Source organism: Microvirga sp. GN3, assembly GCF_055792825.1.
Genome location: NZ_JBVVAK010000176.1, coordinates 1 through 14,087, shown reverse-complemented (window position 1 = coordinate 14,087; position 14,087 = coordinate 1). Strand labels below are relative to the sequence as shown.

The following is a 14,087-nucleotide window of genomic DNA, read 5'->3' as shown; positions in this document are numbered from 1 at the left end:
GGCGCGACATGCGCCCACCGCGGCCCGGACCGGCCGCATCCTTCATCATCTCTGTCATCATTGTCACCCTTCTGCGGATTCCGTCCGCTTACAGGATGTCTCAGGAAACTGTGGGGCAGAGGACCCCTTTCTTTGCCACCAGACCTGGACGGAAACCAGGGCTTCGGGCCCGGATGACAAGAGTCGGGCAGCGGAAAAGATGGACCATCCTCGACCCCAAACGATCGGCATCGACATCTCAAAGGCGACCCTTGATATATATGCCCATCCTGCAGGCTGCGAGCGGCAATTCACCAATACCGCCCAGGGCCAAAGGGAGCTGATCGATTGGCTTGTGCAATGGCCGATCGAGCGGATCGCCTATGAAGCGACTGGCGCTTACCACCGGCAGCTAGAGCAGGCTCTGGCGGACTGCCATGCGTCAAGCTCAACCCGGCTCGAGCATGGCGGTTCGCACAAGCGGCAGGCACTCTCGCCAAGACGGATAAAATTGATGCGGTAATTCTAGCCCGCATGGCGACGACGCTTCAGCCTCCCGTGCGCCCCGCAAGTACGCCCCAACAAGCCAAGCTCGCGGAACTGATCAGCGCTCGCGATGGCCTGGTCCGCGATAAGATCGCGCTTCAAAATCAAGCAAAAAACCTGACGCTGCCTCTCCTCAAGCGTCAGCACAAAAAGCGCCTTGATCAGATCGAGCGGCATATCGAACAGATTGACGCCGAGGTTGCGACGATCATTGCAGCTGACCCGGAGTTGGCCCGCCGGCACGAAATCATCTCCAGTATCGCTGGGGTAGGCACACGGACGGCTGACCAACTGGTCGCTACCATGCCAGAACTAGGAGCACTTGATCCCAAACAAGCTGCTTCCCTTGCAGGCCTGGCTCCCATCGCCCGACAATCGGGGCAATGGAAAGGACGCAGTTTTCTTCAAGGAGGACGGGCCAACGTAAGACGTGCACTTTACCTGCCGGCCCTCGTTGCCGCCCGCTACAACCCAGATTTCACGGCAAAATATCACAGTCTCATCACGTCCGGGAAACCGGCGAAGGTCGCTGTGGTCACGCTTATGCGGAAGCTCATCGTAAGGGCCAATGCGCTCATCAAAGCCGACCGCCTATGGGTCGAAAAACGTGCTTGATCACAACGGAAACTAATCGCGGGGCATTTTGCAAGCTTTTCCTCAACAGCTCACCCACCCGGGCGCTTAATAAGAGCCGAGGGAGCCTTGCGGGCAGTCCCGATCGCAGCAGATCCCTTGGCGCGCCGTGTCGACGTACGCCGGGGGCAGGGTCGTCTTTGCGGTCGACATCAGTCGCCGCAGGATGGGCTTTCGCAGGCCGGATGTTCCAATATCGACGACGCACTCCGCTCATCGATGCGCGGGTGCACCCCATCAGGCGGAATCATCTTGCCCACGTCCCGGCAGGGACGTCTCAGTGCATCCAGGTTGGATGCGAACGGTGGCCGGACGGATCAGGTCCAGCGGGAGGGTATTGGGTTATCCGTTGGCGGCCGCCAGTCCGGCCGAGCGATTGAGGCGCTGACCGGACACAAGCATCGCGTGCATGATAACAGGGAAGTGACGAGCCACGTCGAACGGCTGAGACCGTATGTTCTCGGGGTGAAGGCGGCTCACCCTCGCCGTAAGCTGAGATCGGAGGGTGCTTCGGAGTGGCCGAAGCCGAGCCCCAAGCTGAGCGAGGATGAACCATGGATCAGCATAGCAGACTTTTCATCGGTCTGGACGTCTCGAAACTGATGATTTCTGTCGCCGTCGCGGATGGCGAGCGGGGTGGTGAGGTAAGATTTTTCGGGGCCATCCCCTCAGATCCGGCCTCGGTGTCATCCATCATGCAAAAGCTGGCCAAGCGAGGAGCAAAGCTCCACTTCTGTTACGAGGCAGGGCCGACAGGGTACGAACTCTACCGTCAGCTCACCGAGATGGGCCATGATTGTGTGGTGGTGGCACCGGCACTCATTCCCAAGCGTCCTGGAGATCGCGTGAAGACCAACCGGCGCGATGCGGTCAGCTTGGCACGGTTACATCGTGCGGGTGAGCTGACAGCGGTTTGGGTGCCGGACCGCGGGCATGAGGCTATGCGCGATCTCGTGCGGGCCCGAGAAGCAGCCCAGGAGGCTCAAAAACGGGCGCGTCAGCAGCTTCAGTCGTTCCTCCTTCGACATGGCCGCATCTATTCGGGCCGCTCATCCTGGTCGCTGGCGCATATGCGGTGGATATCGACTCTGACGTTCGAGCATCCGGCGCACTTCATCGTGCTCAAGGAATACTGCCAGGCGATCGAGGATGCCGAGGTGCGCTTAAAGCGTCTGACCGATCTGATCTCGGAGACTGTCAAATCCTGGACGATGGCTCCTGTTGTCGAAGCCTATCAGGCGTTACGAGGCGTGTCGTTGATGGCCGCCGTCGTCTTTGTTGCCGAAATTGGCGACATCCGCCGCTTCGAAAACCCCCGCCAGCTGATGGCCTTTCTCGGCCTCGTTCCGTCAGAGAGCTCGACAGGTGAACATGTCAAACGTGGTGGGATCACTAAGGCCGGGAACTCTCGGGCCCGTCGCATGCTGGTCGAAGGCGCATGGGCTTACCGCTTCCCTGCGCGGGTCAGTCGAACCAAGCAAGCGCCGTTGGAAGGCCTCCCGAGAACCGTTCGCGAAATAGCGTGGAAAGGTCAGCTCCGCCTCTGCTCGCGCTATCGAAAAATGATTCTCTCGGGGAAGCACAAGGCCATCGCGATCACCGCGATCGCCAGAGAAATGGCGGCCTTCCTGTGGGCGATCGGTCAGGAAGTGCAACCAGCTCACCACGCTTAGCCAAGCACCGCATATCGCGCGCATGAGAAAGAGGAGACAAGATCGATCATCTGCTGATGCTCAATATTGGAGGCAGGGCCCCGGTCGGGGAATCTTCGATGGAACTGAGTGGCCGACTACGTCGATGCCCGTGCTGAGATAGAAGCAGCCCCAGGCGTACACACGGAAATGCGGTATCCAACCCGCGTATAAGAGTTTGCAAACCGTCGTCTTGAGGTCCTGTCTCCTACATTGCGCATTAGTACACTATGCAGGACCAGCCATTATTGGCGGGCTGAACAGTCGTGGCCATGCCGCTTGCATTTGAACATAAGAGTTCCAAAGACACAAAAATTGCGGCAAAGTTGGTGTGGATGGCGGTCGCCGGGCGTTCGGTCTTAAACATCGGGGCCTTAGAATTAATGGTTGGTTGAACGACCTCTCATTCTCCCAAAATGGTGGCCGTCATCCATCCCATGGGTTCTGGACCCTTGAGCGCATTGCGGTCCTGATCGAGCGGGAGTTTGGGGTGCACTATCATCCCCGCTATATGGAGAGACCTCTCAAGGCGCATGGGTTTAGCGTGCAGCGCCCGGCCACCCGGGCCCGGGAGCGCGACGAACTCATGGTTGCGGCCTGGCCCAAGCGGGAATGGGTCGCTTTGAAAAAACCTATGGACCGGCCGTGCATTGCAAGAGGGCTGCTCCAGGTTGGGGAGAGAGACGGTTCGCATCAATCTATCCGGCCTCTGTTTGGGGCCTGAACTCCGAGCCATCATGGGAATCCGCGCGCACCGGGCCTGCTTAGACGCGAGACCTCAAGGGCCTTTTTTGGTCAGGCTTCCGATGCGCCGGGCAACCGTTTGTCCATCCTGTCATGTCCTTCTCGCGAACCTCGGCGGGAACTCTATCGCCGAAACTTCGGTAGTCGGAGCAGGCACAGCCCTCCAAGGGTGCGGCTGAAGTATCAGCAGTGGGCGGGTACTGCGCCGCCCTTGCGCATATTCATCGCGAAAGGGAAATTCTGTGTAGTGATCGCAAAGGTTAGAGCCTTCCTCTGCATGGCGATACATAGGTGGCGTGAGGAGCCTTGGGCGGGACATCAGTTATAGCCGTGGCCGGGCCGTTCGGGTCGGCACCGACTATCACGACGCTGCACTCCATCGTCTCACGGGCGGGTAGATCGTGGCATCGGTATTTCCGACAGGACCTGGTTAAACAATCTCTATCACACCGTCGGTATACGCCCATGTCCGAGCCTGCGATTAAGATCGTCGATCAGGTTCACCGCCGCATCCGCGATCACGGTGCCGGGTGGGAAGATGGCCGAGGCGCCGGCTTGGTAGAGGGCATCGAAATCCTGCGGCGGGATTACGCCGCCGACCACGATCATGATGTCCTCGCGGCTGTACTTCGCAAGTTCAGCCTTCAGTTCCGGCACCAGCGTGAGATGGCCTGCGGCGAGCGACGACACGCCGATGATGTGCACGTCGTTCTCGATCGCCTGACGCGCTGCCTCAGCCGGCGTGGCGAAGAGCGGGCCGATATCCACGTCGAAGCCGAGATCGGCAAAGGCCGAGGCGATCACCTTCTGGCCGCGGTCGTGCCCGTCCTGGCCCATCTTGGCGACGAGAATGCGCGGACGGCGACCGTCGTTGTGCTCGAACTCTTCCACCAGATGGCGGACTTTCTCCACGGCTGGCGACGCCATGCCGACCTCCCGCTTGTACACGCCCGAAATCGCCTTGATCTCGGCCCGATGCCGGCCCCAGACTTTTTCCAGCGCATCGGAAATCTCGCCCACCGTCGCCTTGGCGCGCGCGGCCTTCACGGCCAGATCGAGCAGGTTGCCCTCATGCGAAGCCGCCGCCTGCGACAGGGCGTTGAGCGCCGCCTCTACATCGGCCTGGACGCGCTCGCTTTTAAGCCGCTTGAGCTTCTCGATCTGGCTTGCGCGCACGGCCGCGTTGTCGACCTTCAGGATGTCGATGGAGGCCTCATCCGTGGTGCGGAAGGCGTTCACGCCGACGATGGTCTGGTGGCCGGAATCGATGCGCGCCTGCGTGCGGGCCGCAGCCTCCTCGATCTTCAGCTTCGGAATACCGGCTTCGATGGCCTTGGCCATGCCGCCCAGTTCCTCGACCTCCTGGATATGGGCCCAGACCTTCTGCGCAAGCTCATAGGTGAGCCGCTCGACATAGTACGAGCCGCCCCAGGGATCGATGATGCGCGTGGTGCCGCTCTCCTGCTGCAGGAACAGCTGTGTGTTGCGGGCGATGCGGGCGGAGAAGTCGGTGGGCAGCGCCAGCGCCTCGTCGAGCGCATTGGTGTGCAGCGATTGCGTGTGGCCTTGGGTTGCCGCCATTGCTTCGATGCAGGTGCGGGTGACGTTGTTGAAGACGTCCTGCGCCGTGAGCGACCAGCCGGACGTCTGCGAATGCGTGCGCAGGGGCAGCGACTTCTCGCTCTGCGGGTTGAAGCCCTTCACGAGCTTGGCCCAGAGGAGGCGCGCGGCGCGCATCTTGGCCACTTCCATGAAGAAGTTCATGCCCACCGCCCAGAAGAACGACAGGCGCGGCGCGAACTGATCGATGGTCAGGCCCGCCGCGATGCCGGCGCGGATGTATTCGACGCCGTCGGCCAGCGTATAGGCAAGCTCCAGATCCTGCGTCGCGCCCGCCTCCTGCATGTGATAGCCGGAGATCGAGATCGAGTTGAACTTCGGCATGTTCGCGGAGGTATAGGCGAAGATGTCTGAGATGATGCGCATCGACCCTTTCGGTGGGTAGATGTAGGTGTTGCGCACCATGAACTCTTTGAGGATGTCGTTCTGGATCGTGCCGGAGAGCTTTTGTGGCGGCACGCCCTGTTCTTCCGCCGCGACGATGTAGAGGGCGAGGATCGGCAGAACCGCGCCGTTCATGGTCATCGACACGCTCATCTGGTCGAGCGGGATGCCGGCGAACAGCGTGCGCATGTCGTAGATCGAGTCGATGGCGACGCCCGCCATGCCCACATCGCCAGACACGCGCGGATGATCGGAATCGTAGCCGCGATGGGTGGCGAGATCGAAGGCGACGGAGAGGCCCTTCTGGCCAGCGGCGAGGTTGCGCCGATAGAAGGCGTTGGAGTCTTCCGCCGTGGAGAAGCCGGCATATTGGCGCACGGTCCAGGGCTGGTTGACATACATGGTGGGGTAGGGACCGCGCAAATAAGGCGCGATGCCGGGATAGGTATCGAGAAAGTCGAGCCCGGCGCGATCCTCAGGCCCGTAGGATCCCTTCACCTCAATCCCTTCCGGCGTCAGCCAGGGTTCGACCTGCTGTGTTGGGGAGGCTGCCGGGGGAGTGCCAGCCCAATCGATGCTCGAAAAATCCGGGATGCTGGTCATCAGGCTGATCCCTGCTCGATGTCTGAAGAGCGAACGTCTGAAGCCGAATAGATGCTGGCCGTGATAGCTGGCAGGTCGCATCCGACGTAGATGAACTCTCGAATGCCGGCTGAACGGAGTGCGTCTTCACGCATGATCGGACGCCCCGCCATATACACGAGGGATCCCCCTGCCCTCCCGAGAGCCCGGGCCGCTTCTTCGACTGCGGTTTCGTTCGGTATGATCGCGGCCTCGGTAGGTTCGAAGTAGACCTCGTCTGATGAACAGATGCAGGCGATCTGAGCACCTGACGCAGCGGAGGCCGCAGTAAGGGCATGAAGAGATGGGAATCCATCGTTCATGGCGGCTTCTATTCCACCTGCCTCGAAGAAGTTCTTGGCAAAGGTGGCGCGGGCCGTGAAGGCCGCGATCGGACCGAGATTGGCAAGGAAGACCTTGAGGCGTTCTCCAGTTTTGGCCCAGTAGGCATCCGACAGATCCCGCAGGCGCTCGTAAGGCTCGGCGATGCGGGTCGACGGCATGGCCGCAATGGCGACCGGCGAGGGGCTGGAGGCCGTGTCGGCGAGTTGGGGGAGGCTGGCGCCCTGCCCCACCAACTGAACGAGGGCGGAGAAAGACGTCTCCGCTGCAGACGTGGACGATAAAACTGGTACTGAGCAGTTGCTCTCCTTCGCCTGAGGCATTGGCATAAGCACACTCACATCCGCCTCGCTGATATTGGGGAACTCGCTCGTGCCAGTGATCGGCTCCTTGCGGGTGACAACGGCCTTCTCCCGCTGCGCCCGCACGGCGGCGATGCGAGTCTGGAACCTGTCGCCCTTGAGGCTCTCCAGAATACCGCCCTCGCGCTCGATCTCCTGGAACAGCGCCCAGGCCTTGTCGCAGAGGGCATCGGTGAGTGCCTCGAACCCACCGGCACCCGCCGCCGGGTCGGCCACGCGGGCAAGGTTGGATTCATCGAGCAGGATCAACTGCGTGTTACGAGCGATCCTGCGGGCGAAGGCATCGGGCAGCCCCAACGCAGCGGTGAAGGGCAGAACCGTGGTCGCATCCGCCCCGCCGATCCCGGCCGAGAAAGCCGCCACCGTCGCGCGCAGCATGTTCACCCACGGATCGCGCCGGGTGGTCATGCGCCAGGCGGTTTCCGCATGCAGCCGGATCGGTTTTGGCTCCAGGCCGCAGGCCTGCTCGACCCGCGTCCAGAGGCGCCGCAGGGCGCGGAGCTTGGCGACGGTGAGAAACTTGTCCGCATCGGCCACCAGCAGGAACGAGAGTGCTCGACGCGCGGCATCGAGTGGGTGACCCTGCGCTTCGAGCGCCCGCAGATAGCCGACGCCCGTCGCCAGCACGGCGGCGAGCTCCTGCGCCTCGCTGGCGCCCGCCTCGTGATAAACCCGCCCATCAGCCAGGAAGGCGCGACCGGCAAAGCCTTGAGCGGTCAGGTACTCGAGCGTATCGCCCATGCGCTGGGCCACGGCGTCCCAGGGGGCGGACATCCGTCCCTGCGCGGCCATGGCGCTAATGGGATCGAGACCGAGATCGAGAGAGAGATCGCAGAGCCTGTGGCCGCGCCGCTCGGCCAAGGCAAGGATCAGCGCCGCCATCTGGCGGCCATGTCCGCCCGCATCGAGCCGCAGATGGATGAGATCGAGCATCACGCCGGACAAGGCCCGGTCGAGATCATCGAGGCTGTCGATCCGCACGCCGAAGCCGCGGGCCGCGGGCGCCTTGTGGGTCACGAGCGTCAGCGCATCCGCGCCGCCTTGGAGATCGGTGAGGGCGAGCTCACTGGCCTTTGACGGGTCGGGATGGTCGACCCGCTGCGATACCCACCAGCGGTCGGCCTGCGCGCGGCTGATCGGCTTCGATCCTTCGGCCTTCGGATAAAGCGGCTGGATCTCGATGCCGTCATGGCTGCGGGTGATGAGCTTCTTCTGGAAGTCCGCGCCCTTTAAGACACCTTCGACCAGCTTGAGCCATTGCTCGCGGGTGGCAGCAGGGAAGCCAGAGGCTAGGGTCAGGTCTCCCACTGCTGCCATCAGGCAAACTCCATGATGGTGGCATCGACCGCGAGGCTGTCGCCTTCCTTGGCGTGGATCTTCGAGATGGTGCCGTCGCGCTCGGCGCGCAGCACGTTCTCCATCTTCATCGCCTCGACGATGCAGAGCGGCTCGCCGGCCTTGATCTCCTGGCCCACGCTCACGCTGATCGCCTTCACCAGACCCGGCATCGGGCACAAGAGCTGCTTGCCCGTATCGGCCTCCAGCCGCTCCGGCATCAGGGCCGCCAGCTCCGCCTCGCGCCGGGTGTAGACCCGCACCTCGGCCGAGGCGCCGGCATGGGACAGCACCACGCCGTTGAGGATCGAACGCACCTGCACCGCAACCTCTTCGCCGCCAACCGTGCCGGTCCAGACCGGCTGGCCGGGCCGCCAGCCCGAGACGATCGGCCAGGCCTGGCCGTCGATCACGACGGCAAAGCCGCCTTCGATGTCCTCGATCACGACCTCATGCCGCTCCTGGCCGAGCAGCACGACGCGCTCACGGTCGAAGCGGACGCTGGAGTGAGGCCGCATCTGGCCGGAAATGTGGCGCTTGCGCTCGTTGAGCAGGTGATCGATGGCAGCACCCACCGCCGCCATGCGAAGAGCCACCTCGCCCTCCGGCGCGGGCGCCTTGAACCCTTGCGGGAACTCCTCGGCGATGAAGCCCGTGGAGAGCTTGCCCGATTGCCAGCGCGGATGTTGCATCAGGGCCGAGAGGAACGGGATGTTGTGGCGGATGCCGTCGATGGCGAAGGCATCGAGCGCCGTCGCCTGCGCCTGGATCGCCTGTTCGCGGGTCGGGGCATGTGTGACGAGCTTGGCGATCATCGGATCGTAATAGATCGAGATCTCGCCGCCCTCGTAGACGCCGGTATCGTTGCGCACCGTGACGCCGTGGTGCTCGCCTTCCTGCGGCGGGCGGTAGGTCACGAGACGGCCGGTCGAGGGCAGGAAGTTGCGCACTGGGTCTTCCGCATAGATGCGGCTTTCAACCGACCAGCCCTTGAGCTTCACATCGCTCTGGGACAGCCGCAGCTTCTCGCCGGCGGCGACGCGGATCATCTCCTCCACGAGGTCGATGCCGGTGATCATCTCGGTCACCGGATGCTCCACCTGCAGACGGGTGTTCATCTCGAGGAAGTAGAACGACTTGTCCTGGCCGGCCACGAACTCCACCGTACCGGCGGAATCGTAGCCCACGGCCTTAGCCAGCGCGACCGCCTGCTCGCCCATGAGGCGGCGGGTGGCCTCGTCGAGGAGCGGCGACGGCGCCTCCTCGATGACCTTCTGGTTGCGGCGCTGGATCGAGCATTCGCGCTCGCCGAGATAGATCACGTTGCCGTGCTTGTCGCCGAGCACCTGGATCTCGATGTGACGCGGATCAGTGATGAACTTCTCGACGAAAACGCGGTCGTCGCCGAAGGAGGATGCCGCCTCCGACTTGGCCCGGGCAAAGCCCTCGGCGACCTCGTCAGAAGAGTACGCGATGCGCATGCCCTTGCCGCCACCGCCGGCGGAGGCCTTGATCATGACCGGATAGCCGATCTCGTTGGCGATGGTCACCGCCTGCTCCGGCCCCTCGATCACGCCGAGATAGCCCGGCACGGTTGAGACCTTCGCGGCAGCGGCTGCCTTCTTCGACTCGATCTTGTCGCCCATGGCGGCGATGGCGCCGGGATTCGGGCCGATGAAGACGATGCCGGCCTCGGCCAGCGCCTTCGGAAAGGCTTCGCGCTCGGAGAGGAAGCCGTAGCCCGGGTGGACGGCCTGGGCGCCGGTGGCCTTACAGGCTTCGATGATCTTCTCGATCACGAGATAGGACTGGGCGGCGGCGGCCGGGCCGATATGGACGGCCTCGTCGGCCATCTCCACATGAAGCGCGTCCCGGTCGGCATCGGAATAGACGGCCACGGTCTTGATGCCCATGCGTCGGGCAGTCTTGATGACCCGGCACGCGATCTCGCCCCGGTTCGCAATCAGGATCTTGTGGAACATCAGTCTACTCACAACGGAATATTATCGTGCTTCTTCCAGGGCCGCTTGCTCTCCTTGTGCCGCAGCATCGCCAGCGCCCGGGCGATCCGGCGCCGGGTCGAATGCGGCATGATCACCTCGTCGATGTAGCCGCGCTCGGCGGCGACAAACGGCGACATGAAGCGGTCCTCGTATTCCTTGGTGCGGGCTGCGATCTTGTCCGCGTCGCCGATATCCTGGCGGAAGATGATCTCCACCGCGCCTTTGGCGCCCATCACAGCGATCTGCGCGGTCGGCCAAGCGTAGTTGATATCACCGCCGATATGCTTTGAGGCCATCACGTCATAGGCGCCGCCGAAGGCCTTGCGCGTGATCACGGTGACGAGCGGCACGGTCGCTTCGGAATAGGCGAAGAGCAGCTTGGCGCCGTGCTTGATCAGGCCGCCATATTCCTGCGCCGTGCCCGGCAGGAAGCCCGGCACGTCCTCGAAGGTGACGATCGGAATGCTGAAGGCATCGCAGAAGCGCACGAAGCGCGCCGCCTTGCGCGAGGCGTCCGAGTCGAGCACGCCTGCCAGCACCATCGGCTGGTTGGCGACGAAGCCCGCCGTACGACCCTCGACGCGTCCGAAGCCCGTGATGATGTTCCGGGCGTAGGATTCCTGGATCTCGAAGAAGTCGCCCTCGTCCACGACCTTCAGGATCAGCTCCTTCATGTCGTAGGGCTTGTTCGGGTTATCCGGAATCAGGGTGTCGAGACTGTCATCGGTGCGATTGGGATCGTCGAAGCTCGGGATCTCCGGCACGCCGTCCATGTTGTTGGCGGGGAGGAAGTCGATGAGGCGACGCACCTGCAAGAGCGCCTCGACATCGTTGTCATAGGCGCCATCGGCCACGGACGATTTGGTGGTGTGGACCTTGGCGCCGCCGAGCTCTTCCGAGGTCACGGTCTCGTTGGTGACGGTCTTCACCACCTCGGGACCGGTAACGAACATGTAGGAGCGGTCGCGCACCATGAAGATGAAGTCGGTCATGGCCGCCGAGATCTGCGGAATGACGCCGGAGGCGATCACGTTGCGCTTGAACACCTCGCCATAGCCGCCGAGCGCCGCCACGCCCTCCTGAATGCGGGCGCCGCCGGCATCGAACAGGCCGACGATGGGGGCGCGCATCTTGAGCGCCATGTCCTGGATCTTGATGATCTTCTGGGCATGCGCCTCGGAGAGCGAGCCGCCGAAGACGGTGAAATCCTTGGCAAAGACGAAGACCGTGCGGCCGTTGACGGTGCCCCAGCCGGTGACGACGCCGTCGCCGGGGATCTTGACCTTCTCCATGCCGAAATCGGTGGAGCGGTGCTCGACGAACATGTCGAACTCTTCGAACGAGCCCTTGTCGAGCAGAAGCTCGATGCGCTCGCGGGCGGTCAGCTTGCCGCGGCCGTGCTGCGCCTCGATGCGCTTCGCACCGCCGGCGAGACGCGCCTGTGCACGCCGCTCTTCAAGCCGTTCAAGCATGACCAAGGGCCCTCTATCTGGCCCACCGTAAAAGAACGGTTGGGCGTTCACTTCTTATAGTGAAAGCAGTTCCTTTCTCAATCGGCCTTGCAGACACAAGTGTTTTCATGCCAAATTGTAAACTTGCGAACTTGACGGATTGACATGAAGCGAAAAGTTTTTGCTGGGTTAGTGATCCGCGAATTACGAGAGGCGCGAGGTCTCACGCAGTTAGACCTTGCTAAGCGAATCGGTGTCTCTCCGAGCTACATGAGCCAGATTGAGGCGAACCAACGTAGTCTTTCCGGAACTGTGATCGTTGAGCTCGCGCGGGTCCTTCGCGTCGATGTTTCAGCTTTCTCGAACGATGATGAAGTTCGGCTAGCCGCAACGCTGCGGGAGGTGCTAGGAGATCCTGCATTCGACGGTCTCGACATGACCCAGCAGGAGCTCAAGAACACCGCCCTTCACGCCCCAAAGCTGGCGCGGGCGCTGGTTAATCTCCACAGGATTTACCGTAGGGTCGAGGAGAGATATCGCTCATTGGATGACGCGCTACGAGCGCGCGACGGAAGCACTGGCAGCTACCAGTCTGCTTTTGAGGAGGTCCGCGACTTCTTTCATTTCATTGGGAACTACGTCAATTCCCTCGACCAAGCTGCGGAGGCCTTGGCTGCCCGGATCGCCGCCAAGCCCGGGGACACGCTTAGTCGCCTTTCTCATCATCTTGAGACCAACTATGGCATATCGGTCACCCGGCATTTCGCTGCGGATGGCCGCCCTTTCGTCAGCACTCTGGATCGTGCTCGTCGGATACTGTTGCTGAATGAAACTCTCCCTCAATCAACGCTCGCATTCGCAGTCGCGCGCCATTTGGCAACCCTAGCGTTTGCCGATGAGATTGATGCCGTCGTCGGCGCGGCTTCGTTCCGCGCCAGCGATGCGAACGCCGTCTGCGCGGCCACTCTGGCGAACTACTTTGCTGGCTCCCTGCTTATGCCTTACAGGCAATTCGCGGAGGAGGCCCGTAAGACGCGGCATGACGTTGAGCTCCTCGCAACGCGGTTCGGAGTCAGCATCGAGCAGGTCTGCCATCGGCTATCAACGCTTCAGCGGCCTGGCAACGAGGGCATTCCGATGTACTTTCTGCGTGTCGATCGGGCAGGCAACATTACCAAGCGCCATAGCGCTACGCGGCTGCAGTTCGCTCGTTATGGTGGCGCGTGTCCGATTTGGAACATCCATGAAGCCTTTGAGGCCCCAGATCGGTTTCTGGTCCAGGTTGCCGAGATGCCAGATGGTGACCAGTATTTGTCTATCGCATACGCTGTCACCAAAGGGGGCGGGCGCTTCGATGCGGCGCGTCTCCGCTATGCGATCGGGTTCGGGTGCGAGTTGGCGTATGCGAGTGAGTTTGTCTACTCAGATGGCGTCGATACTCGCAGGCCCTCCCCTGTCGTCAAAATCGGTATCAGTTGCCGCCTATGCGACAGAACGGACTGCCATCAGCGGGCGATGCCCTCCTTCGATAGGAGAATTATTGTAAATCCAGACGTTAGAGGTATTTTGCCTTACGAGCTGGATTGAACTCCAGAGGCAAGGTCAGAAATGTTTAGCGAGCGGCGCAACCTCGCTGCCGCCAAGAGCTTCCTGGGGTCAGCGCAAGGGTGCGCCAGGAGACCGGCAAGGAGAAGGGGTCGGCGCAAGAACATCCTCGTCTGGAGGACTACAACCAAACATCAGCGTCTGTATGGCAAGCTTAACTTGAAAGACGGCAGTTATCGGAACTGCGACCTCTCGCCAGGCGAGCACTGGATCCTTAAATCATATTGGCACGAGACGTCTGAGTTTCCCCCGGCTAAGCTAATCGGTCATTTCCAGAAGGTCACGCGCAGCTATCGACCCGGCTTGTTCCACACCGATGCGGTGCCAGACCTGCCGCGCACCAACAACGATCTCGAACAGCTGTTCGGCTCCCAGCGCTATCACGAGCGGCGCGCGACCGGCCACAAGACGGCGGCACCCGGTGCGGTTCTGCGCGGTTCGGCTGATCGCCGCCACTGCGACCCGCGTGCAAGCTCCGACAGCCTGCGACTTGGGAGCCGTGAACTGGGAGCACTGGAGGAGCTTGCCCCAACACCTGGAGAGGGGCCGCCGCGCGCGAACCCTGCGCACCCGTTTCCGCCATGATCCCGCCACCTACCTGGCGGCTCTCGAACTCCAAGCCTGCCAGTTAACTTTGCCGTCCTAGTTGTCTGGATGCGAGACCTCCTTGGTGTGAGCGACGACTTGGAGGGCCTGGGGAAGTGCTCCGGGATCGGGCGGCTTGAAGCGCCGGTTGGCCAGCTTCGGCTCGGCGGCCAGGCGGCTGCGCAC

7 protein-coding genes and 3 pseudogenes are annotated in these 14,087 nt (G+C 62.3%); 5 read left to right on the top strand and 5 right to left on the bottom strand.

Features of this window, described 5'->3' with window-relative positions:
- The first annotated feature begins 199 nt into the window (after positions 1-199).
- The 3 genes and pseudogenes from ACS5Q1_RS40780 (at position 200) to ACS5Q1_RS40770 (ending at position 3,573) form a co-directional block, all read left to right on the top strand.
- Positions 200-1,140: pseudogene (locus ACS5Q1_RS40780) on the top strand (IS110 family RNA-guided transposase).
- Positions 1,141-1,712: 572 nt separating this feature from the next.
- Entirely contained in the window at positions 1,713-2,831 is a 1,119-nt protein-coding gene (locus ACS5Q1_RS40775; protein WP_473103577.1) for an IS110 family RNA-guided transposase, read from the top strand.
- A 349-nt stretch (positions 2,832-3,180) separates the two neighbouring features.
- Positions 3,181-3,573, top strand: a complete 393-nt coding sequence (locus ACS5Q1_RS40770; RefSeq protein ID WP_473103576.1) for a helix-turn-helix domain-containing protein — start codon at positions 3,181-3,183, stop codon at positions 3,571-3,573.
- A gap of 464 nt (positions 3,574-4,037) precedes the next feature.
- Here the strand turns inward: ACS5Q1_RS40770 and scpA are convergent, their stop codons facing one another.
- Genes scpA through ACS5Q1_RS40750 form a run of 4 tightly spaced genes read right to left on the bottom strand, consistent with a single transcriptional unit; the run spans position 4,038 to position 11,732 of the window.
- Positions 4,038-6,200: a methylmalonyl-CoA mutase gene (scpA, locus tag ACS5Q1_RS40765; RefSeq protein ID WP_473103575.1), complete on the bottom strand. Its 2,163-nt coding sequence runs from the start codon at positions 6,198-6,200 to the stop codon at positions 4,038-4,040.
- The gene (locus tag ACS5Q1_RS40760; RefSeq protein ID WP_473103574.1) at positions 6,200-8,239 is read right to left on the bottom strand and encodes a methylmalonyl-CoA mutase family protein; all 2,040 of its coding nucleotides are present in this window, start codon (positions 8,237-8,239) and stop codon (positions 6,200-6,202) included. Before ACS5Q1_RS40760 ends, scpA begins: the two co-directional genes overlap by 1 nt.
- A complete protein-coding gene (locus ACS5Q1_RS40755) occupies positions 8,239-10,239 on the bottom strand; it encodes an acetyl-CoA carboxylase biotin carboxylase subunit (protein ID WP_473103573.1) in 2,001 nt (666 codons plus the stop codon). Before ACS5Q1_RS40755 ends, ACS5Q1_RS40760 begins: the two co-directional genes overlap by 1 nt.
- 8 nt (positions 10,240-10,247) lie before the next feature.
- A complete protein-coding gene (locus ACS5Q1_RS40750; RefSeq protein WP_473103572.1) occupies positions 10,248-11,732 on the bottom strand; it encodes an acyl-CoA carboxylase subunit beta in 1,485 nt (494 codons plus the stop codon).
- A gap of 144 nt (positions 11,733-11,876) precedes the next feature.
- Between ACS5Q1_RS40750 and ACS5Q1_RS40745 the strand changes: the two genes are divergently transcribed.
- Positions 11,877-13,298: a helix-turn-helix domain-containing protein gene (locus tag ACS5Q1_RS40745; RefSeq protein ID WP_473103571.1), complete on the top strand. Its 1,422-nt coding sequence runs from the start codon at positions 11,877-11,879 to the stop codon at positions 13,296-13,298.
- 279 nt (positions 13,299-13,577) lie between these two features.
- Positions 13,578-13,962: pseudogene (locus ACS5Q1_RS40740) on the top strand (ISNCY family transposase); the annotation flags it as partial.
- Here ACS5Q1_RS40740 and ACS5Q1_RS40735 read toward each other — a convergent pair.
- Positions 13,959-14,087, bottom strand: a pseudogene (locus ACS5Q1_RS40735) (IS481 family transposase); the annotation flags it as partial. The pseudogenes ACS5Q1_RS40740 and ACS5Q1_RS40735 overlap by 4 nt on opposite strands.